Here is a 21890-nt window from a genome sequence, read left to right on the forward strand (position 1 = left end):
GCAGCCCGATGAGCAGGCGCATCGCGACGCGTCCCAGCGGGCCTAGAGGCTCCGCCTCCCGCGTCGCCCCCACGCGTGCGAGGAACGCGACCGCCGCGCACGCGTAGGCGAGCACGATCAGGTCGCTGCCGATCGTGTCGCTCGGCCGGTGCCAGTTGGCGGTGACGGTGGAGGCGCCGACGGCGGTGGCCCAGGCCGAGGTGGGGAGCACCACGACCCAGCGGAACCGGTGGGGGATCACGAGGACGAGCGCGCACATGACCGACATCGCGACCGCCGTGTGGCCGCTGGGGAAGCTCTGGTCATCCCGCCGCACGCCGGACGGCAGCAGGATCGGCCGCAGCAGGACCAGGTGACGCAGGACCTCGGTCGTGACGACCGATCCGGCGATGACCGCCGTACCGGCGACCGCGAGCAGGGGACGGCGCCGGACCAGTGCGACCGCGCACACCAGCAGCACCGCGCCGGCCAGTGAGTAACGCGAGATCGTGCCGAGAGCGGCGAGGGCGGCCTCCTCCTGCCGGCCGCCGGCCACGCGCTGCGCTCCCTCCAGCACCGCGTCCTCGAACCGCTGTCCCGGCACCGTCCACACGGCCAGCAGGTAGACGACCACCAGCAGGACGAGGCAGCAGCACGCGGTCAGGGCGGCCCGCCGGGACGTCGTCATCCCACGCAGGGGAGGGGACCGACGGTCGAGACGATCCGGTAGTCCTTGTCGATCGTCACCAGCGTGTTGCCCGACCAGTCGATCCTGTCGCAGTCGGCGTCGACCGGCCCGTACACCCACGACTTGTCGACCAGCTTGTTGTCGCGGACGACGGCACGGTCGCGGACCTTCCTGACCTGGATGCTGTAGGTGCCGCCCATGACGAGGTTGTCGGTCACCGTCACGTCCGACATGCGGGGGTCGGTGATGAAGATCGGTGCGGTGATGTCCCTGGCGTCGCGCTGGTCGACCGTGTTGTGCTGGAAGACCAGCCCCTTGCCGCCGACGTACGTCTGGATGCCGTCGGAGTGGTCGCCGGGGTTGGAACAGAGGTGGACGTAGGAGTCCCGGATGGTGACGTTGTTCCCCGAGTCGCGGAAGCCGTCCCCGTGACCCCGCACGAGCACCCGCACGGCCGTGTAGTCGGTGTCCCCGACGCCGGGCATCGACTGGCACCTGTCGGCCGTGCCCACGGTCGAGTCGGTGATGGTGAACGAGTAGGTCTTGCCGGCGTAGCTGTCCAGCACGATGCCGTCGATCTGACTGTTGCTGATCTTCACGTCGCGGGCGACGATCAGCAGGTCGCCGGCGATGTGCACGCGGTCGAGGACGGTACCCGGGACCGTGACGCGGTAGGCGCCCTTCTCCGTGAGGGGCAGGGGCGTCAGCCGTGTTCCGGGCGGAACCCCTGTGCAGGCCGGCGACGGATACCCGGGGCATCGTGCGGCGGGCGACGCGCCGGGCGGTCTGGTGGGGGACACGGACGCCTCGGAGGGGTCCTCCGCCGAGGGAGAGCAGCCGAGCAGCATCAGCACGGCGGTGAGGGCCGCCGCCACAGGTGCCAGGGAGACCCCTCGCCGTCGCATGGACGCTCGCTTTCAGGTGCGTAGCCGGTCCCGCAATTGTGCCCAACTTCCCGCGGCCAGGTCGCGCTCACTGATGAGAGAGACCGGTTGGGGCCACGGGATTCGCAGGTCCGGATCGTCGTAGCGCACCGACAGGTCCTCGGACGGGTCGTGCTCCCTGTCGATCCGGTAGCAGACGTCGGCGTCCGTCAGGGCCTGGAACCCGTGCAGCAGCCCGGGGGGGACGTACAGGGTCACGAACGTCTCGTCGTCGAGCAGGACCGACGTCTGCACGCCGAACGTCGGCGAGTCCGGCCGGGCGTCCACGATCACGTCGTACACGGCTCCGCGGGCGCACCGCACCAGCTTGGCCTCGCCGCGCCCGGACCGGCCGTGCATGCCGCGGATCGTCCCCCTGCGGGAGCGTGACTGGCTGTCCTGAACGAAGGCGGCCGGGTCCAGCCCGGCCTTCGCCGCGACGTGCGCGTCGAACGTGCGGGTGAACAGTCCCCGCTCGTCACGGTGCGGTGTCGGTACGAACAGCAGCGCCCCGTCGATGACCGTTCGCTCTACTCTCAATGCTGTGACCCCTCTCCGATCTGTGAACCGTCCGATCGTGAGCGTCGTCGTGCCCGCGCACAACGAGGAGGGCGTTCTCGCCGGCAACCTCGCCCGTCTGCTGGACGGGACGGCGCCCGGTGAATTCGACGTCGTGGTGGTCGCCAACGCGTGCACCGACGGCACGGCCGAGGCGGCCAGGAGAGCAGGCGTGCGGGTCCTGGAGACGGCGACGCCCGGCAAGGCCAACGCGTTGCGGATCGGCGACGAGGCGTGCCGGACGTTCCCGCGCGTCTATCTGGACGCCGACGTCGTGCTCACGGCCGAATCGGTGCGCGCGCTCGTGGCGGCGGCGGCCCGGCCGGGGGTGCTCGCCTGCGCGCCGGTCCCCCGGTGGGACCTGGACGGCGCGAGCGCGATCTCCCGGCGGGTGCACAAAGTCCATGATCTGCTCATCGCCCCGTCCCGCGCGCTGTCCGGCGTCGGCGTGTACGTGCTGACCGAGCAAGGGCACGCCCGGGTCTTCCCCATGCCGGACGTGATCTCCGACGACGGCCTCGTCCACCGGACGTTCGCGGCCGAGGAGCGGGCCGTGGTGGCCGGCGCCTGGTCCCTGGTCCGCCCCGCCAGGACGGTCCGCGCGCACCTGCGCCGCCGCGTGCGCGTACGGCAGGGCAACCGTGAGCTCGACGCGCTGGGCCTGCCGCTGGCGGAAGGACGGCTGGAGCTCGGAGCGCTGCGGGCCCTGGTAGCGAGGCGCGCGGTCACCCGGCTCGACGCGGCCTGTTATCTCGCCGTCCTCGCCCTCGACCGCGCGCTCACCCGGCTGCGGGCCCTGTCGGGAGGCTCGAGTCGCCGTCATTGGGGCACCGACACCGGCAGTCGCGTTCAGGCGTAGTGCGCTCAGGAGACGGCCGCGTCGTAGGCGGCCAGCAGTGCCGCGCGGGAGTTCTCCCACGACAGCGGTCCGCTGACCCGGGCCTGGCCGATCTCGCCCATGCGCCGCCGCTCCTCGGGGTCGTCGAGCAGGAGGGCGATCAGCTTGGCGAACTCGGACTCGTCGTTCGGGGGCGCGTACACCGCGGCGTCCCCCGCGGACACCCGCGCCTCCCTGAGGTCGAACGACACGATGGGCCTGGACATGGCCATGTACTCCATGATCTTGTTCATGGTGGACACGTCGTTCAGCGGGTTGTACGGGTCGGGGGCGAGGCAGACGTCCGCCGAGGACAGGTAGCGCAGCAGGTCCTCGTCCGGGATGCGACCGGTGAACTCCACCATGTCGGACAGGCCGAGCTCGTGTGACAGGGCCACCATGGCGTCGAAGGTGTCGCCCGCTCCCACGAACACCGCGTGCCAGTCCGAGCGCCCGATCTCGTCGCGGAGCAGGGCCAGGGAGCGGAGGGCGTAGTCGACCCCGTCCTGAGGGCCCATCACGCCCAGGTAGCACAGCAGGTGGGGTTTGCCCCGCTTCAGTGCCTCCTCCGGCGGCACCTGATGGAAGCGTTCCACCACGGGCGCGCTGCGCACGACGAAGACCTCGTCCGGCTTCTTGCCGCCCCGGGTGAGCGCCGCGCGGCGGTAGCTCTCGTTGGTCGCGATCACGACGTCCGCTGCCCGGTAGGTGAGCCGTTCGAGCCGCAGGACGAGCCGGTAGAGGAAGTCCTCTCCCCGGCCGAACCGGGACAGGTAGAGCTCGGGAACCAGGTCGTGCTGGTCGAAGACGAAGCGGGCGCCGCGCCTCTTGAGCATCCGCGCCACGAGGAACAGCAGGTCGGGCGGGTTGCAGGCGTGGACGACCTCGACCGGGCCGACCTTGCGCGCCAAGCGGTAGGTGTGCAGCAGCGCCAGGCCGTACTCCCGGAGGTAACCGACGGGGCCACCGGTCGCGGGCCGCAGGGGGTAGCGGTGGATCCGCACCCCGTCGATCACGGCCTCGGGCTCGGTGTCGCGGTTGGCCCCCGTGGGGCAGATGACGTGCACCTCCCACCCGGCATCCCGCAGCGCCGTGCTCTCCTGCCAGACGCGGCGGTCGAAGGGTACGGACAGGTTCTCGACGAGGATGAGCGCTCTACCAGCCAAGGCCCACGTATTCCGGTTGTGCCCGGCGCTCTTCCGCGTCGGGAAGGCGGACGAGGTCGATGATCGCGCGGTCGCCCGCGCGTCCCAGCGCGGTCAGCACCGCGGGGTCCTTGCAGCCGACGACGCAGACCTCGGCGTGCGCGAGGACGTCGTCGGCCGAGTTGGTCAGCAGCTGGCCCAGGTGAGGCAGCCGGCTCTCGATGTAGTCGCGATTAGCCCCGGTCAGGCGCGACAACGTGACGTTCGCGTCGTAGATGCGCAGGTCGTAGCCCTTGCCGAGGAGGCGTTCCGCGAGTTCGACCAGAGGGCTCTCGCGCAGGTCGTCGGTGCCCGGCTTGAACGACAGGCCGAACAGGCCGACGCGGCGCCTGCCGGTCGCGGTCACCAGGTCGAAGGCCCGTCGCAGGTGCTCCTCGTTCGACGGCAGGATGTGCGACAGCAGGGGGACGGACACGTCGGCCTGCCGCGCCGCGTAGACGAGGCCGCGCAGGTCCTTGGGCAGGCAGGAACCGCCGAAGGCGAAGCCGGGCCGCAGGTAGGCGGGGCTGATGTTGAGCTTGCGGTCGGCCAGGAATGCGTCCATGACCCGATGGCTGTCCAGGCCCAGCGCCCGGCAGATCGCGCCCAGCTCGTTGGCGAAGCTGATCTTGAGCCCGTGGAAGGCGTTGTCCGCGTACTTCGTCATCTCGGCCACCGCGACCGGCACGCGGAAAACCTCCCCGGGCAGCCCCTCGTACAGCCCGGCCACCACGTCGCCGCTCGTGCCGTCGAGCTCGCCGATGACGGTCTTCGGCGGATCGAAGAAGTCGCGTACGCTCGTGCCCTCGCGGAGGAACTCCGGGTTGACCGCCACTCCGAAGTCCACCCCCGCTGTGCGGCCGGAGGCCTTCTCGAGGATCGGGACGAGCAGGCCCTCGCATGTGCCCGGCAGCATCGTGCTGCGGAAGACGACCGTGTGCCATCGATCCCGGCTCGCCAGGGCCTCGCCGATCTCCTCGGCGACCCGCTCCAGGTAGTCGGTCGAGAGGCTGCCGTTCGGCGCGGACGGCGTGCCGACGCAGACCAGGGAGACGTCGCTCGCCTCGACGGCCGCGTGCACGTCGTGGGTGGCCCGCAACCGGCCCGCGGCGACCGCCTGCTCGGTCAGCTCGCCGATCCGCTCCTCGACCACCGGTGCGGTGCCGGCGTTGATGAGGTCGACCTTCACGGGGTTCACGTCGACCCCGACGACCTCGTGCCCCTGGGTCGCCAGGCACGCGGCCGAGACGCAGCCGACGTACCCGAGCCCGAACACGCTGATCTTCACAATGCGCCGTCCTCCGTCGAATCGCGTGGCGGGCGTGGATCGTTCCAGGTCAGAGGCGACGACCGCGTCGGCCGTCAGTCGCGGCCGGGCGACTCCGGGAAAAACGGTGCGTAATGTCGTTATGGTTCGCCGCGGTCACACAGATATGATCGCACATCCCTCTCCCCTCGTTACGGCCTAATACGAAATCTCAGAATCGGTCTGTTTCGGTTACGGACCGGTGATGTGGAATTTCGCGGATGTGTATTCTCGCGGCAGGAACGGCCACGCCCGCGGAATGGACGGTGCTGGATGCGCGAGGGAACCGGGGCGTCCGCGAAGCGGGACGAGGACGAGGGGCGAAACGGGGCCCACCGGCAGATCGGGCAGCAGGGCGGGAGCCGGAATCAGGGCGGCAGCGGAAAGCAGGGCGGCAGCGGAAAGCAGGGGGCGACGCGGGGGAGCCGGCAGGCAGACAGGGACAGCGCGGTGCCCGCCCGTCTGCCGTCGCTCACCGGGCTGCGCTGGATCGCGGCCTTCGCCGTCTTCGGATTCCACGTCCTCCACACGCCACGACTGGCCGGGGACGGCGCCGGCCGGGCCGTGCTGGAGGTGCTGTTCGGGGCGGGCGCCACCGGCGTGCCGTTCTTCTTCGTCCTGTCCGGGCTGGTGCTGACGTGGTCGGCCCGGCCCGGCGACCGCGCGGCGGCGTTCTGGCGGCGGCGGGCGGCCCGTGTCGTGCCCTCGCATGTCCTGGTGTGGATCGGGGTGCTGGCCGTCCTCGTCGTGACGGCGCGTCCCGAGAGACCGGGGCCGGTGCTGGCCGGCCTGGTCCTGATGCAGTCGTGGGTGCCCGACCCGGCCTACTACTTCGCGGTCAACACGCCCGCGTGGTCGCTGTCGTGTGAAATCGCCTTCTACGCCGCATTCCCGCTCCTGCTGCGGGCGCTGCGCCGGGTGCCCGCCCACCGCCTGTGGACGGTCGCGGCGGCGGCGTACGCGCTGATCTGGCTCGTCCCGCTCGCCTCGCTGCCGATGCCGCTCGATTTCGGTTACTGGTTCGTCTGGATCCTCCCGGTCACCCGGGCTCTGGAGTTCCTGCTGGGGATGACGCTGGCCCTGATGATCCGGGCCGGCCGGTGGCACGGCCCCGGGCTGCTCGCGTCCTCGGCCCTGGCGCTCGGGGCGTACCTGACCCAGCCGCTCGTGTGGGACCGCTGGGGGTGGGTCGCGTGGATGTCCGGCCCACTGGCGCTGCTCGTCGCGGCGGCGGCCACGGCCGACCTGCGGGGGCGCCGCTCGCCGCTGCGCGCGGCCTGGCTCGTCGCCCTGGGCGAGGTGTCGTTCGCCTTCTACCTCGTCCACCAGCCGGTCCTCAGGTTCGGGGCGCGAGTCGTCCCGCAGGCGCCGGTCCTGCCGGTGGTCGGCATGCTGCTCGCCGCCACCGCCGCGGCCTGGCTGCTGCACCGGCTGGCCGAGCGCCCGCTGGAGCGGCTGCTCGCCGGCCGCCGCCCGCTGCGCCGTCCCCCTGCACAGGAGAGTTCAACGCAGGCCGGATCATCAACGCAGGAGAGAGCGGACCGACCGGACGATCCGGCGCAGGCCGGGGCCCAGGGGTGACACCTTCGCCGCCTCGACCATCGAGTCGCGGGCTCTGCGCATGGTCCGCTTGGCCGCGCTTCTCGTCACCAGGCCCTGCGCGACCATGACCTCCCCGGTTTTGGCCCGCCGCTTGTACTCGTCCTCGCCCCGGCCGAGGTCGATGCGGCCGATCCCGAGCGCCGGGGCTGCCGAGACCAGCTCGCGCAGCAGCATCCAGCCGGGCGCGAGATGGGCGAAGGACGGGTCGTACACCGGGAACCACCAGTGCAGCACGCCGCCGGACCGCAGGCCGAAGTGCGCGGCGAGCAGATGGGGACCGGCGTGCAGCGTCGACAGCATGCCGGAGAACCCGGGGCTCCGGGTGTGCAGGAGACGGTTGACGAGGTCGATGCGGTCGGGCGCGGCGAAGTAGTCGGGGGCGCCCGTCGCCGCGTACTGCGCCCGTTTGAGCTCGACGACCCGGTCGAGCGCCTTGGGGTCGACGGCGTCCGCCTCGAACCGCACCGGTCCGAGCTCGCGCTCGGCCTTGGCCGCCCGCCGGCGGGCCTGCCCCATGTTGTCCTTGCCGCTGCGGGAGGCTCTGCCGAGATAGGCGTCGAGACCGCCGCTCACGTCGATGTAGGGCGAGGGGCGGCGCGACTCGATCCAGGGGCCGAAGCCCGCTTCACCGTCCTCGTGGCCGTCTTCGTGATCGTCTGTGTGATCGTCCGCGTGGCCGTCGAGCAGATGGTCGAACGCGAAGCCGCGCACTCCTCTGGACAGCAGGAGCAGCGGTGAAAAGGACGTGCCCGGGGCGAGCACCGGTCCCTGGAAGTCGGCGCCGGGCCAGCCGGCCGGACGCAGCAGCGAACGCTCGCGGTGGCAGGGCAGCAGCGCGAGGACCCGGCCGTCCGCGTCGCGGCCGACGGCCACCTCCACGGGCCGGCCGCTCACGTGGACGGCCTCCGCGAAGCCGGGATGGAAGTACGGGCTGTCGAGCAGCGGGTTGCCCTCCCGCAGCCGGTGCCACGCGTCCAACTCCTCCTCGCCCAGCGCGTCGAACGAGGTCAGGCGCATCGTCCTGATCGGCGCGCCGGTCATGAGGCCGGAGGGGGTGTGATCAGGCGCAGCCGCCGGGAGGGCCGCAGCAGCGCGGCCACCGCCGCCCGCGAGGTCGGCCGGCCGGAGAGCGCGCGCACCCCCTCTCCCAGGGCCACGGCCAGGAAGTAGGCGGCCGCCGCGATCCGTCCCCTGCGCCGCCTGAACAGCCGCACCTTGTTCACGACGATGAGCGCGGCGAGCGTCGGGTTGACGGCGGAGTCGCCGCCGATGTGCTCGAACACGGCCGAGGGCTCGTACCACAGCGACCAACCCCGGTCCGCGGCCCGCAGGGCGTACTCCGTCTCCTCGCTGTAGAGGAAGAACGACTCGTCCCAGGGGCCGATCTCCCGCCAGGCCGCTGCCGAGATCAGCATGGCGGCGCCCGTGGCCCAGGCCGCCGTACAGGCCGCCTCGTACCTCACCGGGTCGGTCACCAGCTCCCCGAGCGTGCCGATACGCCCGGCGAGCGTGCCGCCGATCACGGCCTCGACCAGGGCCCGCCGCACGGTGGGCTGCCGGCGCAGCGACGGCTGCAGCGTGCCGTCCGGGTTGACGAGCCGGGGGACGGCGATGCCGCGGCCGGGCGGCCGCAGGGTCTCCGCCAGGACGGCCAGCGAGCCGGGACGCAGCCGGCAGTCGGGGTTCAGGACGAGGACGGCGTCGAGGGCGTCGAGGTCCAGGGCGGCGACCCCGGCGTTGATCGCGGCGGCGTATCCGGCGTTCCTGCCGGTCTGCACGACCGTGATCGGCAGAGCCTCCGCGCGTTCCGCGACGCCTACGGAGTCGTCCCGGGAGGCGTTGTCGGCGACCACGACGTCGGCGAGGACGACCCCCCGCGCTCCCTCCGTGAGGGAGCGCAGGCAGTCGCCGAGCACGTCCGCGCTGTTGTACGTGACGATCACGACGGCTGTTCGCAGCCGGTTCTCATCCGTTCCATTAGACATATGTGGAGACTCTTCCCGATGGGGAGGTTCGTCGGTCAGCCGCGCAGGCGCTTGAACGCGCGGGCGGCGACCCTGCGGGCACGCGTACGGAGAGAGGGGCGGCCGTCGAGGACCGCCCTCGTCCAGGCGTCGTCCAGGTCGCAGGTCAGGCTGGTGCGCGCCTGCAGCCAGGCGTCGGGACGGGCCCGCCCGCCGTCGCTGGTGTACGCGCGGGAGAGCCCCGCGCGGCGCAGCCGGTGCAGCACGTGCCTGTCGTAAGAACCGAAGGGGATCGCGACCCGCGTCACCGGCTGCCCCGTCAGGTCGCTCAGCAGGGCGTTGGCCCGGCCGATCTCCTCGTCGGCCTCCTGCCGGCCGATCCGGCGCCAGTCGCGGTGGGCCCAGCCGTGCGAGCCGACCCGCATACCGGCACGGACGAGCTCGCGCACGCCCTCCGCGTCGAGCCTGCCGGGCTGCCCCAGGAGCCCGGCCAGCACGAAGAACTCCGCCGTGAGGCCGCGCTCCCGCAGGCGCGGCAGGGCGATCTCGACGTCGGAGGCGTTGCCGTCGTCGAAGGTGATCCGGACGTCCGGGCGGCCCATGACGGCGTCGAGCACCTGCTCGAACTGGCCGACGGTGACCCAGGTGCCGTCCTCCCCGGGGTCGAGCGTCCTCGGATAGGGGCCGATGCCGTGCACGGTCAGGTTGACCACACTCCTCGCCGCGGCCATCAGCCCTCGCCTTCGTACGCCGGATGGGGACCTGAGAGGTTACGGGTCACGGTAGCGCTATCGCCGTCCGGGAAGCTTCCGTTACCTGTGCTCGCGATACCAGGCCAGGGTCCGCCGCAGCCCTTCCTCCAGGCCCACGGCCGGCCGCCAGCCGAGCACCTCGGCGGCGAGGCCGATGTCGACGGTCTGGGCGTTGTCCAGGGGGCGGTCGGCGACCTCGCCGAACCTCGGACGCAGTGGGCTTCCCATGACCCGGTACAGCAGCTCCACCGTGTCCCTCACCGATGTCAGGACGCCGGTCCCGATGTCCATGACGTGACCGGCCGCCCGGTCGCTCCGCCCCGCCGCCGCGAACGCCTCGGCCACGTCGTCCACGTACACCCAGTCGGCCATCTTGGCGCCGCTGGTGAGGCTCGGCTCCTCGCCGCGCAGCAGCGACAGAGCCACGTACGGCACGAGCTTGGTGAGATCCCGCTGGCCCGGGCCGTAGACCATCGTGGGCCGCAGGACCGTGGCCGGCAGGTCCCACAACCGCTGGAACAGCTGGGCGTAGCCGGTCGCGGCCCACTTGGCCATCGCGTAGGGGGATGGCGGCGGCGCGTGGTCGTTGGCCGGCCGCGGCTCCTCGCACGAGCCGCAGAGCACCACCCGCGTGCCCGTACGGCCCACCGCCGCGGTCAGCAGGTTGACCGTGCCGAGGAGGTTGTTCTCGAGGGTGGGCAGCACGAGCCCGGTGTCCCTGCCCCCGTTCACCTCGCTGGCCAGGTGGAACACCACGTCGGGACGTACGGCGCCGAGGAGTTCGCCGGTCACCGCGGCGACGCGGAGGTCGGCCCGGTGCCAGACCTCGCCGACGTGCGTCACCGTGGGCGGCTTGCGGCTGACGGCGTGGACCTCGGCACCGAGGGAGACCAGCCGCTTGACCAGGCGGGCACCGATGAAGCCCGCCGCACCCGTCACCAGGGCGCGCGCCCCGGCGTAGGAAAGGCCCTCCCGAGTGGAGGACCGTGACGACGGCCGGGGGTCGATCGCGCGGACCCGGGGCATGGGCGCTCTCCTCGTATGCTCGATCATGGTGCGTCTCGGGCAAGGGGACGGCCGGGGGACGACCGGGGTTGACGAGGCCGAACTTGTTCAAGCCCGGTAATAAGAAAAGGGACCCGTCCGAAGACCGGTCCCTTCCCTGGTGGTCCTGTTCAGCCGATGGTCCAGGTGTCCCCGCCGTGGAGCAGGTCGGCGAGGCTGCCCGTGCCCTTGTCGGTCGTGGCCGCCTGGACCTGCTCGTTGAGGAGCTGGTCGTAGGAGGGCCGGTCGATCGAGCGGAAGACGCCGATCGGCACGTGCTCGAACGCCGGCTCGTCCAGCCGCGACAGCGCGAACGCCAGCGACGGGTCGGGGTTGTGCGCGTCGTGCACGAGGATCTCGCCGTCGGAGACCTCGGCGCGGCGCACGACCTCGACGCCGCCCGTGGGCGACAGCCGTACGGCGCGCTCGTTGTCGCCGGTGCCGAAGACGATCGGCTGCCCGTGTTCGAGCCGGACGGTGATCTCGTCGCGGGTGCCCGGGTCCTTCAGTGTGTCGAAGGCGCCGTCGTTGAAGATGTTGCAGTTCTGGTAGATCTCCACCAGCGAGGCGCCGCGGTGCTCTGCGGCCTGGCGCAGCACGCCCTGCAGATGCTTGCGGTCGCTGTCGATGGTCCGGGCGACGAACCCGGCCTCCGCGCCGAGCGCCAGCGAGATCGGGTTGAACGGCTTGTCCAGCGAGCCCATCGGCGTCGACTTGGTGATCTTGCCGATCTCGCTCGTGGGGGAGTACTGCCCCTTGGTCAGGCCGTAGATCCTGTTGTTGAACAGCAGGATGTTCAGGTTGACGTTGCGGCGCAGCGCGTGGATCAGGTGGTTGCCGCCGATCGACAGCGCGTCGCCGTCACCGGTGATGACCCACACCGACAGGTCCGGCCGGGAGGCGGCGAGACCCGTCGCGATGGCCGGCGCCCGCCCGTGGATCGAGTGGAAGCCGTAGGTGTTGAGGTAGTACGGGAACCGCGAGGAGCAGCCGATGCCGGAGACGAACACGATGTTCTCGCGCTTGAGCCCCAGCTCGGGCAGGAAGCTCTGCACCGCCGCCAGGATCGCGTAGTCACCGCAGCCCGGGCACCAGCGCACCTCCTGGTCGGACTTGAAGTCCTTCAGCGTCTGCTTGGCGTCCGTACGGGGGATCAGGGCCAGGCCCTTGCCATTGAGGGTGTCAGTCACTTTCGATCACGTCCTGAATGACGGCGGCGAGTTCGGCGGCCTTGAACGGGAGCCCGCGCACCCGGTTGTAGCTGATCACGTCGACCAGGAAGCGGGCCCGCAGCAGCATGGCGAGCTGGCCGAGGTTGATCTCGGGCAGCAGCACCTTGTCGTACGAACGCAGCACCTCGCCGGTGTTGGCGGGCAGCGGGTTGAGGTGCCGCAGGTGCGCCTGGGCCACCTTGTGCCCGGCCGCGCGCACGCGGCGGGCCGCCGCCGCGATCGGCCCGTACGTCGAGCCCCAGCCGAGCACGAGCACCCGGGCGTCGCCGTCCGGGTCGTCGACCGTCAGATCGGGCACGTCGATGCCGTCGATCTTGGCCTGGCGCAGCCGCACCATCTTGTCGTGGTTGTCGGGGTCGTAGGAGATGTTGCCGGTGCCGTCGGCCTTCTCGATGCCGCCGATCCGGTGCTCCAGGCCCGCCGTGCCCGGCACGGCCCACGGGCGGGCCAGCGTCTCCGGGTCACGCTTGAACGGCAGGTACGTGCCGTCGTCGCCGTTGGGCTCGGTGGTGAACAGCACCGAGATGTCCGGCAGCTCGTCGATGTCCGGGATGCGCCACGGCTCCGAGCCGTTGGCCAGGTAGCCGTCCGACAGGAGCATGACCGGCGTGCGGTACTTCAGCGCGATCCGCGCCGCCTCGATCGCCATGGTGAAGCAGTCCGACGGCGTGGCCGCCGCCAGCACCGGCACCGGAGACTCGCCGTTGCGGCCGTACATCGCCATCAGCAGGTCGGTCTGCTCGGTCTTGGTCGGCATGCCGGTCGAGGGCCCGGCCCGCTGCACGTCCACGACGATCAGCGGAAGCTCCGTGGTCACCGCGAGGCCCACGGTCTCGGCCTTGAGCGCGACGCCCGGGCCGGAGGTCGTGGTCACGCCGAGCGCCCCGCCGAAGGCGGCGCCCAGCGCGGCGCCCACGCCGGCGATCTCGTCCTCGGCCTGGAACGTCCTGATCCCGAACCGCTTGTGCTTGGACAGCTCGTGCAGGATGTCGGAGGCCGGGGTGATCGGGTAGGACCCGAGGAACAGCGGCAGCTTCGACTGCACCGACGCCGCGATCAGCCCGTACGCCAGGGCCTGGTTGCCGGAGATGTTCCGGTAGGTGCCCGGGCGGAGCGTGGCCGGCTTGATCTCGTAGGAGACCGAGAAGGACTCGGTCGTCTCGCCGTAGTTCCAGCCCGCCTGGAAGGCCGCGATGTTCGCCTTGGCGATCTCCGGCTTCTTCGCGAACTTGGCCTCCAGGAACTGGATCGTCCCCTCGGTCGGCCGGTGGTACAGCCAGGACAGCAGCCCGAGCGCGAACATGTTCTTGGCCCGCTCGGCGTCCTTCTTGGAGATGTCGTAGCCCTCGAGCGACTTGACCGTCAGCGAGGTCAGCGGCACCGCGTGCAGGCGCCACTCGGCCAGCGAGTCGTCCTCGAGCGGGTTGCCGTCGTAGCCCACCTTGGACAGGTTGCGCTTGGTGAACTCGTCGGTGTTCGCGATGATGTCGGCGCCCTTGGGCAGGTCCCCGAGGTTCGCCTTCAACGCGGCGGGATTCATGGCGACGAGCACGTTGGGCGCGTCGCCGGGGGTCAGGATGTCGTGGTCGGCGAAGTGCAACTGGAAGCTCGACACCCCGGGCAGGGTGCCGGCGGGAGCGCGGATCTCCGCCGGGAAGTTGGGGAGCGTCGACAGGTCGTTGCCGAACTGGGCCGTCTCCGCCGTGAACCGATCACCGGTGAGCTGCATTCCGTCGCCGGAGTCACCCGCGAACCGGATGATCACGCGGTCGAGTTGCTGAACCTGCTTGGTCACAGCTCCTCAGTCCTCCTTGACGCGCCCAGGCCTGCCTGCTGGTGGCACGTTGTCATGTCCATGCTAGATCCATCGGGGTCACGCTGGTTTTTCGCAGATGCGCACTTGGGGTGCGCTCTACCGGGACTTTCCGCGCCTGTGGCGCGTTCCCGCTGGTGCCTCGGCCGCCGGGGGCGGCGCACCGTCAGCTTTGAGAACCGTCCGGGCGACACAGGCCCGACGCGAGCCGGCACAGGTCCAGGTGCAAGCGGGCGACGAGCTTGATTCGGGTCACGATCCTCAACTATATGCGGGGGACTCGGATGTGACCGTCAGGTGTTCAGCCCTTGAGATCGTGCCGGGGTTATTCTCGAGACCTGGGAGGCAGTATGAGTGGATACTTCGGCTCATATGCCGTGGTCGTCGTCCTCTTCCTCATCGGCGTGGCGATCTTCGCGGGCGGATTGTTCGTGAACCGCATGTTACGTCCCAGCCGGCCGACGCCCGAGAAGCTCACGACGTACGAGTGCGGGGTCGATCCCGTCGGCGAGGGCTGGGCGCAGTCGCAGATCCGCTACTACGTCTTCACGTACCTCTACGTGGTCTTCGCCGTCGACGCCGTGTTCCTCTTCCCCTGGGCCACCGTCTTCGCCGCCCCCGGCTACGGCATGACGACGCTGGTGGAGATGTTCGTCTTCCTCGCGTTCATCGCGCTCGGCATCCTGTACGCCTGGCGCAAGAGGGTGCTGGGCTGGACGTGACCCGACCGGCTCAGGGGAGGACAATGGACGGCATGGCGGTGACCGCATGCCCGTGAACGATCTCCCGATGCCCACGGTGGGGCCGGTGTCCCGGCTGGCGCCCAAGCCGATGAAGTTCGTGTTGAACTGGGGCCGGCGCTACTCACTGTGGGTCTTCAACTTCGGGCTGGCCTGCTGCGCCATCGAGTTCATCGCGACGTCGATGAGCAGGCACGACTTCATCCGCTTCGGGGTGATCCCGTTCGCCAACGGTCCCCGGCAGGCCGATCTGATGATCGTGTCGGGCACGGTGACCGACAAGATGGCTCCCGCCGTACGGCGGCTGTACGAGCAGATGCCCGACCCCAAATACGTCATCTCGTTCGGCGCCTGCTCCAACTCGGGCGGGCCCTACTGGGACTCGTACTGCGTCACCAAGGGCGTGGACCAGATCATCCCGGTGGACGTGTACGTCCCCGGGTGCCCGCCCCGCCCCGAGGCGCTGCTGCACGGGATCATGAAGCTCCAGGAGAAGATCGCGGGCGAGACGCTGGAGGACCGCTACCTCCCGGAGGCGGACGCATGAGCGAGCGGAGCGAGCGAACCGGTGAGCGCAGTGCCGAGGCCGTGCGCGAGCGGTACGGCTCACGCGTCACCGACTCCTTCGGCCAGGACGTGCTCGACGTGGACCCCGGCGAGTGGACCGACGCGCTGGCGTTCGCGCGCTCGGCCGGATTCGAGTTCTTCGACTGGCTGACCGCCGTGGACGAGCCGCCCGAGGCGTTCGCCGTCGTGGCCCACGTGTTCGACCCGGTCGCGTTCGCGCATCTGCTCGTGCGCACCCGGGTGCCGCACGCGGACCCCCGCCTGCCGACCGCCACCGGCGTCTTCCGCGGGGCGAACTGGCACGAGCGGGAGACGTACGAGATGTTCGGCGTCGTCTTCGACGGCCATCCGGACCTGCGCCCGTTGCTGCTGCCGGACGGCTTCGAGGGCCACCCGCTGCGCAAGGACTTCGTGCTGGCCGCCCGGGTCGCCAAGGCCTGGCCCGGGGCCAAGGAACCGGGGGAGTCCGACCACGGCTCGCCGAGCCGCCGCAGGATGCTGCCCCCGGGCGTGCCACCCGACTGGGCCTCCGGGTGAGAGGGGTTCCATGGCCGAGGTGCTCGACATAGCGGTCCGGCTGGTCGTCGTGGTGGCGGCGTTCCTGCTGCTGCCACTGATCGTCGGGCAGATGGAGCACAAGGCCATGGCCCACATGCAGTCCCGCCTCGGGCCGATGTACGCCGGCGGTTTCCACGGATGGGCGCAGCTCCTCGCGGACGGCGTCAAGTTCGCCCAGAAGGAGGACGTCATCCCGGCCGCGGCCGACCGGCGGATCTTCGCGATCGCCCCGGCCGTGGCGCTCGTGCCGTACCTCGTCGTGATGGTCGTGATCCCGGTCGGCCCCGGACTGGCGGCCGTGGACCTCGACGCCGGGCTGTTCTTCGTGCTGGCGGTGATGGGCGTCGGCGTGCTCGGCGCGATCATGGCGGGGTGGGCGTCGGCCAACAAGTACAGCGTGCTCGGCGGCATCCGGGCCGCCGCCCAGCTCATGTCGTACGAGCTGCCGCTGGTGCTCGCCGCCGCCAGCGTGGCGATGGCCGCGGGCACGCTGTCCCTGCAGGGCATCGCCGAGCAGTGGCGCTGGTGGTGGCTGCCCTGGCAGGCGATCGGGGCCTTCGTGTTCTTCGTCGCCGGCCTGGCCGAGCTGCGCCGGCCGCCGTTCGACATGCCGATCGCGGAATCCGAGCTCATCATGGGCCCGATGACCGAGTACGCCGGGTTCCGCTTCGCCCTGTTCATGCTGGCCGAGTACGCCGGGATCGTGGTGCTGTCCGCCCTCACGACCGTGTTGTTCCTCGGCGGCTGGCAGGGGCCACTCCTGCCCGGCCCGGTGTGGACGCTCCTCAAGGTCTTCGCCCTGGCCTTCGTCGTCATCTGGGTGCGCGTCAGCTATCCCCGGCTGCGCGAGGACCAGCTGCAGAAGTTCGCCTGGACCGTCCTGGTGCCCCTCGCCCTCCTCCAGCTCGCGCTCACCGGAGTCGTCAGGGTCCTCATGGCCTGAGCGCGATCACAACGGGCACTTCCACCCCGGCCACCCCGCCGTCGCCTCGTCCTCCCACGCCTGCAGGGTCTTGCCCTCGTAGACGGTGTCGCGATGGCCGCTCACCCAGACGGTGAAGGCCGCATCCGGGACAACCTGGCCGTTCTTGTACCAGGAGCGTCCTTTGACCTCTTCTCGCGACACCTGCCCATGGTCGATAAGGCACTGTGCGACCGCCACAAGTGCAGGTCCTCGGCGCGAGATATCACTCTCGTGCTTCTGCCTGCCGTCCTGATCGCAGCCCACGAGAACGAGGAGGAGCGCCGTTGCTACTGCAGAGCGCCGCAGGAGTCTGGTCATTGCTGCAACCTCATCGCCAGCTGGGCCTCCTTGATCCAGTCCTCGAGTCTCCTGCCCCCGTACCGGGTTTCGGCATGTCTGCTGAGCCAGCTCGTGAACGAGGGGTCAGGCCGCAGGCGGCCGTCGGCGAACCATGTCGCGTCCTCGGGAGGGTGCAGCACGCCAGCGTCGATCAATCCCTGCACGACCGGCAGCTCCACATGAAGGACCTGCTTTCTGAAGCCGGCGGCGTTGTCCTGCAGGGCTTTCCACTTGTGGTCGGTGTCCATAGCGTTGTCCGCTATCGGCGCCCCGGCTCCGGTGAGGAACTGCGCCATCACACCCGGGCCCCACGTCTTCTCGAAGCTCAGAGCGCCGAAACCACCGGTGAACATCGCGAGGAGCATCTGGTTTCGTTCCGCTTGCTCGTCCTGCCGATTGTGTTCGGCGAAGTTCTGGTCCGCCTGAGTGCGCTCCACGAGGCCATAGAGGCCGGCCATCTCGCTCAGGTAGTCGGCATCTGACGGGTCCTTGACGGTCGCGGCAACGGCCGCCGACACCCTGGTGTCCATCAGTGCCTTGAACGCGACATACTCCTTCGATCCCTGCAAAGCTTGTGGGAAGAACAACTCCAGCTGAGAGCCATCGGCGACGGCTACCCATGGGTTGCCGTCATGATTACCGAGTGTGATCACTCCTGACCCGTAAGGTCTTCCCGCGCTCATCGCGAAGTCGGGCAAGTAGCGGGCCGCCATGTAGGTGAGCGAGGCGCGGATGGTGCCGGGAAGACCTCGTTCGGCATTCGCGGTGGCGAATTCGGCGGTGGCTTGGACGATGTGGACGACGGACCAGGCGGACTCCTTGGCGTCCACCGAGGTCCCGCGCTCGGCCGAGACGGCGGCCTTGAGGAAGGCTCCGGCGGGGGCGGACAGGTCCACCTGGCCGGTGGGCGGAAGCGTGCCGCCCGGGTGTGCGTACGAGCTCAGGAAAGGCCCGGGGTCGTAGCCGGGGGTGTGCCAGGAGTCGCTGACGAGCATGCGGGCGTACGTGAGGCCGGTGGCGGGATCGCCCAGCACGTGCCGGGCGGCCAGGCCGTTCTCGGCGGCCCGCTGGAGGACGGCCCCCACGGCGTCGTATTCCGCCATGAGCCGCTGGTAGCGTGAGGCGTCGGCGTCGGTCTCCAGCCTGCCGCGGGCAGGCGGCCAGATCGTCTTGCCGGCGGCGCGGGCGTCGAGCATGGCGCGGGTGAGGTCGGCGAGCAGGCGGGAGTCCCACGACCTGCCGTCGGGGCCGTACTTCACGAGCATCCCCACCGACCAGGGGTCGGAGTTCCCGGTGAGGGCGGCGCGGGTCTCGGCGGGCAGGAGGGGCCGGCGATCCTCGCCCGTGCCGACCCGCATCTGGCTCGCGGCGGCCAGGGACGCCCCGAGCGCCCGTAGTACGCTCTCGCTCTCCGCGCTGAAGAGGGCGGCTCCGGCCCGTTGGTAGAGCGCACGGGCCGCCCGCAGTGCGAGCGGCCCCGCGCCGGCCCAGAAGGCCGCCTGGTAGTCCTTGTCGGCGAGGTGCCGCTGCAGGCGCTCCGACAGCCCTGACAGGGCGATGCGGGTGTCCTCGGGGTTTTTGCCCGCGACGGCGGCGGCCAGTGCCTCGGCGTCGCGCTTGCCCTGGTAGCCGCTCTGCCCGGTCCCCTCCCAGTCCAGCCGTACCTCTGGAGGGCGGTCGAAGGTGAGGCCGAGGGCGCCGGGCGCGCGGGTCAGCGCGCTCCAGCCCTGCTCCCTCGCCAGCTCGTACGCCCTGGTCGTGCGGGCGTCCATGTCGCGGACGTCGTCGAGCGCGGCGGCGATCAGGCCGGGCAACGACGTTGTTCCGACTTCGCTCCCCCATTTCTGCATTTTTTGCTGTATTAGCGGACTATGCCGGGCCAGCAGATCGTGGAGCTGTTCGAGCCGTTTGGTCAGCTCCTTGAGATTCGCGGGATCGACTCCGACGAATTCGCCCACGGCATTCCTTCCGTTGCGGGGTCTACGAGGCGGCTTTCCGGCGCTCCGCCTCCTCCACACGGGCGATCAGGTGCGGCTGCTCGGCCAGTACGGCGTCGAGCAGCCTGGTGAGCTGGGTCCTGCGGGCGTTCCAACCGGCGGCCCAGCGGTCGGCCGCCGGGCCCTGCCAGGTGTGGTTTCCGAACATCGCGGGGACGGCGGTGAGCGCCTGGAGAACCTCCCGTACGGCGGTGGCGGCCGCGGCCATGTCCGCCCTGCATTCGGCGATCTCGGATGACGTCACTGGCCCTCCCGCTGTCACGGCTGACGCACCCTAAAGCCTAAGGAAACGCCGATGGCCCAGCCAGGGATATGTGCGACGACAATCGGGATTATCGAATGACTATGGGAGGAAAATGCCGTATTCGGCGAGGTCGGCGGTGAGGTGCGGGGGCAGGGAGGCGGCGGCCGAGACGTCCTCGGCCGAGACGAAGCCGCCGACCTGGTCGCGTACGCGCACGATCTGCTCGGCGAGCGCGGACGTCAGGCCGGGCAGGTTCGCGATCATCGAAGCGGGGGCGTGGTTGACGTCGATCAGGCCGCCGTCGTCGTACTGCCGGGGCAGGTCGGGCCGCCCGATCCGCACCTCGCGCGCCATGACCGGATCGCGCTGAGCCAGTTCCCTGGCCTGCTGCCGCAGCGCGCGGCGGTGCTGCGCGAGCGCGATCGCCTGCTCGTTCCCGGTCTCGTACGGCGCGGCGTCGCCGAACACGTGTCTCCTGACCGCGAGGGAGTGCACGGTGCCGAAGAGCCAGGGGGTCAGCATGCAGAGAATCATCAGGAAAGACGCCAGGGGTGGGGCCTGTGTGTCCTCGTATTTCTCGGACAGGTAGATCCACACGGCGGTGGCCGTGGCGTAACCGGCGGAGGCGAGCCCGTACCCCACGCTACGGCGGCGGATGGCCGCGTACATCATGCTGAAGGGAGCGCCGAAGCCGCAGGTGTACAGCGGGGCGAGCGCCCACAGGTAGCTGGGGGCGCTGGAAGGCCGCCGCGCGGGCGGTGGCGTCGGCGGAATCGGTGGCGGCGGAGGTGGCGGCACAGGTGGCTGTGCGGGAGGCGGCGGATAGACGCCGTAGGGCCCCGGCTGCCCCTGCTGCCCGTACGGTCCCCGGTGTCGGTACGGGTCCTGTGGTCCGTGCGGTCCCTGAGAACCCCCACGTCCCTGCGGTTGTCCCTGTGGACCCCATGGTCCCTGCGGTGGTCCCTGCGGTCCGGGCGGGTAACCTCCCGGCCCCCCATAGCCGTTCATGGTCCAGACGATACGTATATGTCGGTGTCTGCGCGTCCCTCTTCTCCTCACATCCTGTGGACAACCCTGGGGATGACGGTGTGGACGGTGTGGAAAACAGCTGGGATGGAGTCACACGTTCACTCGCCGCCGATAGTGCGCGATGATGAGCCTGTGGCGCGCATTCCAGGAGAAGGGCTGGCCAAGGGCCTGGCCGTGACCATGCGGCACATGCTGCGGAAGTCGGAGACGCAGCAGTACCCGGAGGTCCACCCCGACCTGCCCGCGCGCAGCCGGGGCGTGATCGCCCTGGTGGAGGAGAACTGCACCGTCTGCATGCTCTGCGCCCGCGAATGCCCCGACTGGTGCATCTACATCGACTCCCACAAGGAGACCCTGCCGGCGCCCGAGGGAGGACGGCCGCGCGCCCGCAACGTGCTCGACCGCTTCGCGATCGACTTCTCGCTGTGCATGTACTGCGGCATCTGCATCGAGGTGTGTCCCTTCGACGCGCTGTTCTGGTCGCCCGAGTTCGAGTACGCCGAGTACGACATCCGCGATCTTCTGCACGAGAAGGACAGGCTGGGCGAGTGGGCGGCCACCGTGCCGCCGCCACCGGCCCACGAGGTCGGCGCCGAGTCGCCGAAGGAACTGTCGGCCGGTTCCCGCCCGGCACCGGCCCGCCGTACGGCGCCGCCCGCACCGGTGAAGGGTCCGGCCGAGGGCGCGTCCGTGGCACAGGAGACCGCGCAGAAGGCGACACAGGACACCGCGCGGGAAACGGCGCGGGACACCGCGCCTCACGCCGTGCGGGACACCGGGCGGGACACCGGGCGGGACACCGGGCGGGACACCGGGCGGGAGGCGGCGGGGCGACCGGCGGAACCCGCGAAGGGGCCGGAGAGCCGCCCGCGTCGTGAGCCCCCGAGAGCCATGCGGGACATCCGCTCCATCCGGCCGCCGGGCTCGCTGCCCAGGAACGCCGGGTCACCGCCGCAGAAGAAGGACGGGCCCGAGGGGGAGCGATGACCTCCCAGGCGCCGGGGTTGTGGCCGCCCTCGGGGCCTGAGGTCGTCTTCCTGCTGCTCGGCGCCGTCGCCGTCGGCTCGGCCCTGCTGGTCGTCACGACCAGGCAACTCGTCCACGCGGCGCTGTGGCTGGTCGTCTGCTTCGGCGCGCTCGCGGGCGGCTACCTGGTGCTGACCGCCGAGTTCGTCGCCTGGGTGCAGGTGCTGATCTACGTGGGCGCGGTCGTGGTGCTGCTGCTGTTCGGGATCATGCTGACGCGCGCGCCCATCGGGCCCTCGGCCGGCCTCGACTCCGGCAACCGGTGGGCCGCCGCGCTGGTCGCCGTCGCGACCGCCGCCGTGCTCGTCACCGTGGTCGTCACCGGTTTCCGCACGGCGTACGCGCCGCTCCGTCCCGGGCAGGGGGCGGCCGAACCCCTGGGGGCGAGCATCTTCCGCACCTGGGTGCTGCCGTTCGAGGCGCTGTCGGTGCTCCTGCTCGCCGCGCTGATCGGCGCGATCGTCCTGTCCCGTACGGACATCAGGGGGCGGGAATGACCCGGTT

Annotated in this window: 22 protein-coding genes and 1 pseudogene; 8 read left to right on the top strand and 15 right to left on the bottom strand. The window is 70.7% G+C overall.

Going from position 1 to position 21890, the window contains the following annotated elements:
* Window positions 1-88: 88 nt before the first annotated feature.
* The 3 genes and pseudogenes from HHX35_RS43275 to HHX35_RS08410 all read right to left on the bottom strand — a co-directional run.
* A pseudogene (locus HHX35_RS43275) lies at window positions 89-667 on the bottom strand (phosphatase PAP2 family protein); the annotation flags it as partial.
* A complete protein-coding gene (locus tag HHX35_RS08405) occupies window positions 664-1572 on the bottom strand; it encodes a right-handed parallel beta-helix repeat-containing protein (protein ID WP_182898251.1) in 909 nt (302 codons plus the stop codon). The pseudogene HHX35_RS43275 and the gene HHX35_RS08405, both read right to left, overlap by 4 nt.
* A gap of 12 nt (window positions 1573-1584) precedes the next feature.
* Window positions 1585-2130 carry a dTDP-4-dehydrorhamnose 3,5-epimerase family protein gene (locus HHX35_RS08410; protein WP_182898252.1) on the bottom strand — a complete coding sequence of 182 codons (546 nt, stop codon included), beginning with the start codon at window positions 2128-2130 and terminating at the stop codon, window positions 1585-1587.
* Window positions 2131-2167: 37 nt separating this feature from the next.
* Here HHX35_RS08410 and HHX35_RS08415 point away from each other — a divergent pair, with 37 nt between their 5' ends.
* On the top strand, window positions 2168-3007 hold the full coding sequence (locus tag HHX35_RS08415) for a glycosyltransferase (RefSeq protein ID WP_182898253.1): 840 nt from the start codon (window positions 2168-2170) through the stop codon (window positions 3005-3007).
* Between the two features lie 5 nt (window positions 3008-3012).
* Here HHX35_RS08415 and HHX35_RS08420 read toward each other — a convergent pair whose 3' ends face one another.
* Together HHX35_RS08420 and HHX35_RS08425 are read right to left on the bottom strand one after the other, a co-directional pair.
* Complete coding sequence (locus HHX35_RS08420; protein ID WP_182898254.1) at window positions 3013-4191, bottom strand: glycosyltransferase family 4 protein; 1179 nt, start codon at window positions 4189-4191, stop codon at window positions 3013-3015.
* Entirely contained in the window at window positions 4181-5497 is a 1317-nt protein-coding gene (locus HHX35_RS08425) for a nucleotide sugar dehydrogenase (RefSeq protein WP_182898255.1), read from the bottom strand. The genes HHX35_RS08420 and HHX35_RS08425 overlap by 11 nt, the downstream gene beginning before the upstream one ends.
* A gap of 291 nt (window positions 5498-5788) precedes the next feature.
* Between HHX35_RS08425 and HHX35_RS08430 the strand changes: the two genes are divergently transcribed.
* Window positions 5789-7096 carry an acyltransferase gene (locus tag HHX35_RS08430; protein ID WP_182898256.1) on the top strand — a complete coding sequence of 436 codons (1308 nt, stop codon included), beginning with the start codon at window positions 5789-5791 and terminating at the stop codon, window positions 7094-7096.
* Here HHX35_RS08430 and HHX35_RS08435 read toward each other — a convergent pair.
* The 6 genes from HHX35_RS08435 to HHX35_RS08460 all read right to left on the bottom strand — a co-directional run bounded on the left by HHX35_RS08435 (window position 7037) and on the right by HHX35_RS08460 (window position 13904).
* Window positions 7037-8158 carry a GNAT family N-acetyltransferase gene (locus HHX35_RS08435; protein WP_259404841.1) on the bottom strand — a complete coding sequence of 374 codons (1122 nt, stop codon included), beginning with the start codon at window positions 8156-8158 and terminating at the stop codon, window positions 7037-7039. The genes HHX35_RS08430 and HHX35_RS08435 overlap by 60 nt on opposite strands.
* Entirely contained in the window at window positions 8155-9102 is a 948-nt protein-coding gene (locus tag HHX35_RS08440) for a glycosyltransferase family 2 protein (RefSeq protein ID WP_182898257.1), read from the bottom strand. Before HHX35_RS08440 ends, HHX35_RS08435 begins: the two co-directional genes overlap by 4 nt.
* Window positions 9103-9137: 35 nt before the next feature.
* Window positions 9138-9812 carry a polysaccharide deacetylase family protein gene (locus HHX35_RS08445; protein WP_182898258.1) on the bottom strand — a complete coding sequence of 225 codons (675 nt, stop codon included), beginning with the start codon at window positions 9810-9812 and terminating at the stop codon, window positions 9138-9140.
* An 81-nt stretch (window positions 9813-9893) separates the two neighbouring features.
* Window positions 9894-10859, bottom strand: a complete 966-nt coding sequence (locus HHX35_RS08450) for an NAD(P)-dependent oxidoreductase (RefSeq protein WP_182898259.1) — start codon at window positions 10857-10859, stop codon at window positions 9894-9896.
* 149 nt (window positions 10860-11008) lie between these two features.
* Window positions 11009-12067 carry a 2-oxoacid:ferredoxin oxidoreductase subunit beta gene (locus tag HHX35_RS08455; RefSeq protein WP_139578967.1) on the bottom strand — a complete coding sequence of 353 codons (1059 nt, stop codon included), beginning with the start codon at window positions 12065-12067 and terminating at the stop codon, window positions 11009-11011.
* Complete coding sequence (locus HHX35_RS08460; protein WP_182898260.1) at window positions 12060-13904, bottom strand: 2-oxoacid:acceptor oxidoreductase subunit alpha; 1845 nt, start codon at window positions 13902-13904, stop codon at window positions 12060-12062. The genes HHX35_RS08455 and HHX35_RS08460 overlap by 8 nt, the downstream gene beginning before the upstream one ends.
* A gap of 368 nt (window positions 13905-14272) precedes the next feature.
* Between HHX35_RS08460 and HHX35_RS08465 the strand changes: the two genes are divergently transcribed.
* The 4 genes from HHX35_RS08465 (at window position 14273) to nuoH (ending at window position 16730) form a co-directional block, all read left to right on the top strand.
* A complete protein-coding gene (locus HHX35_RS08465; protein WP_139578965.1) occupies window positions 14273-14644 on the top strand; it encodes an NADH-quinone oxidoreductase subunit A in 372 nt (123 codons plus the stop codon).
* Between the two features lie 67 nt (window positions 14645-14711).
* Window positions 14712-15209, top strand: coding sequence for an NADH-quinone oxidoreductase subunit B (locus HHX35_RS08470; RefSeq protein WP_197042778.1), 498 nt, complete (start codon window positions 14712-14714; stop codon window positions 15207-15209).
* The gene (locus tag HHX35_RS08475; RefSeq protein ID WP_182898261.1) at window positions 15206-15766 is read left to right on the top strand and encodes an NADH-quinone oxidoreductase subunit C; all 561 of its coding nucleotides are present in this window, start codon (window positions 15206-15208) and stop codon (window positions 15764-15766) included. The genes HHX35_RS08470 and HHX35_RS08475 overlap by 4 nt, the downstream gene beginning before the upstream one ends.
* A 10-nt stretch (window positions 15767-15776) precedes the next feature.
* A complete protein-coding gene (gene nuoH / locus HHX35_RS08480; protein ID WP_182898262.1) occupies window positions 15777-16730 on the top strand; it encodes an NADH-quinone oxidoreductase subunit NuoH in 954 nt (317 codons plus the stop codon).
* Between the two features lie 6 nt (window positions 16731-16736).
* Here nuoH and HHX35_RS08485 read toward each other — a convergent pair whose 3' ends face one another.
* The 4 genes from HHX35_RS08485 to HHX35_RS08500 all read right to left on the bottom strand — a co-directional run bounded on the left by HHX35_RS08485 (window position 16737) and on the right by HHX35_RS08500 (window position 20129).
* A complete protein-coding gene (locus HHX35_RS08485; RefSeq protein WP_182898263.1) occupies window positions 16737-16913 on the bottom strand; it encodes a hypothetical protein in 177 nt (58 codons plus the stop codon).
* Window positions 16914-17065: 152 nt separating this feature from the next.
* Entirely contained in the window at window positions 17066-19048 is a 1983-nt protein-coding gene (locus HHX35_RS08490) for a hypothetical protein (protein ID WP_182898264.1), read from the bottom strand.
* 22 nt (window positions 19049-19070) lie between these two features.
* Window positions 19071-19331, bottom strand: a complete 261-nt coding sequence (locus HHX35_RS08495; RefSeq protein WP_182898265.1) for a hypothetical protein — start codon at window positions 19329-19331, stop codon at window positions 19071-19073.
* A gap of 99 nt (window positions 19332-19430) precedes the next feature.
* Complete coding sequence (locus tag HHX35_RS08500) at window positions 19431-20129, bottom strand: helix-hairpin-helix domain-containing protein (protein WP_310738957.1); 699 nt, start codon at window positions 20127-20129, stop codon at window positions 19431-19433.
* Between the two features lie 363 nt (window positions 20130-20492).
* On the opposite strand from HHX35_RS08500, the gene HHX35_RS43280 reads away from it, so the two are divergent.
* On the top strand, window positions 20493-21347 hold the full coding sequence (locus HHX35_RS43280) for a 4Fe-4S binding protein (protein ID WP_310738958.1): 855 nt from the start codon (window positions 20493-20495) through the stop codon (window positions 21345-21347).
* Window positions 21344-21883, top strand: coding sequence for an NADH-quinone oxidoreductase subunit J (locus HHX35_RS08510; protein WP_139578959.1), 540 nt, complete (start codon window positions 21344-21346; stop codon window positions 21881-21883). The genes HHX35_RS43280 and HHX35_RS08510 overlap by 4 nt, the downstream gene beginning before the upstream one ends.
* Window positions 21884-21890: the final 7 nt, after the last annotated feature.

It is taken from the genome of Microbispora sp. H10830 (assembly GCF_014161375.1).
GTDB lineage: Bacteria > Actinomycetota > Actinomycetes > Streptosporangiales > Streptosporangiaceae > Microbispora > Microbispora catharanthi.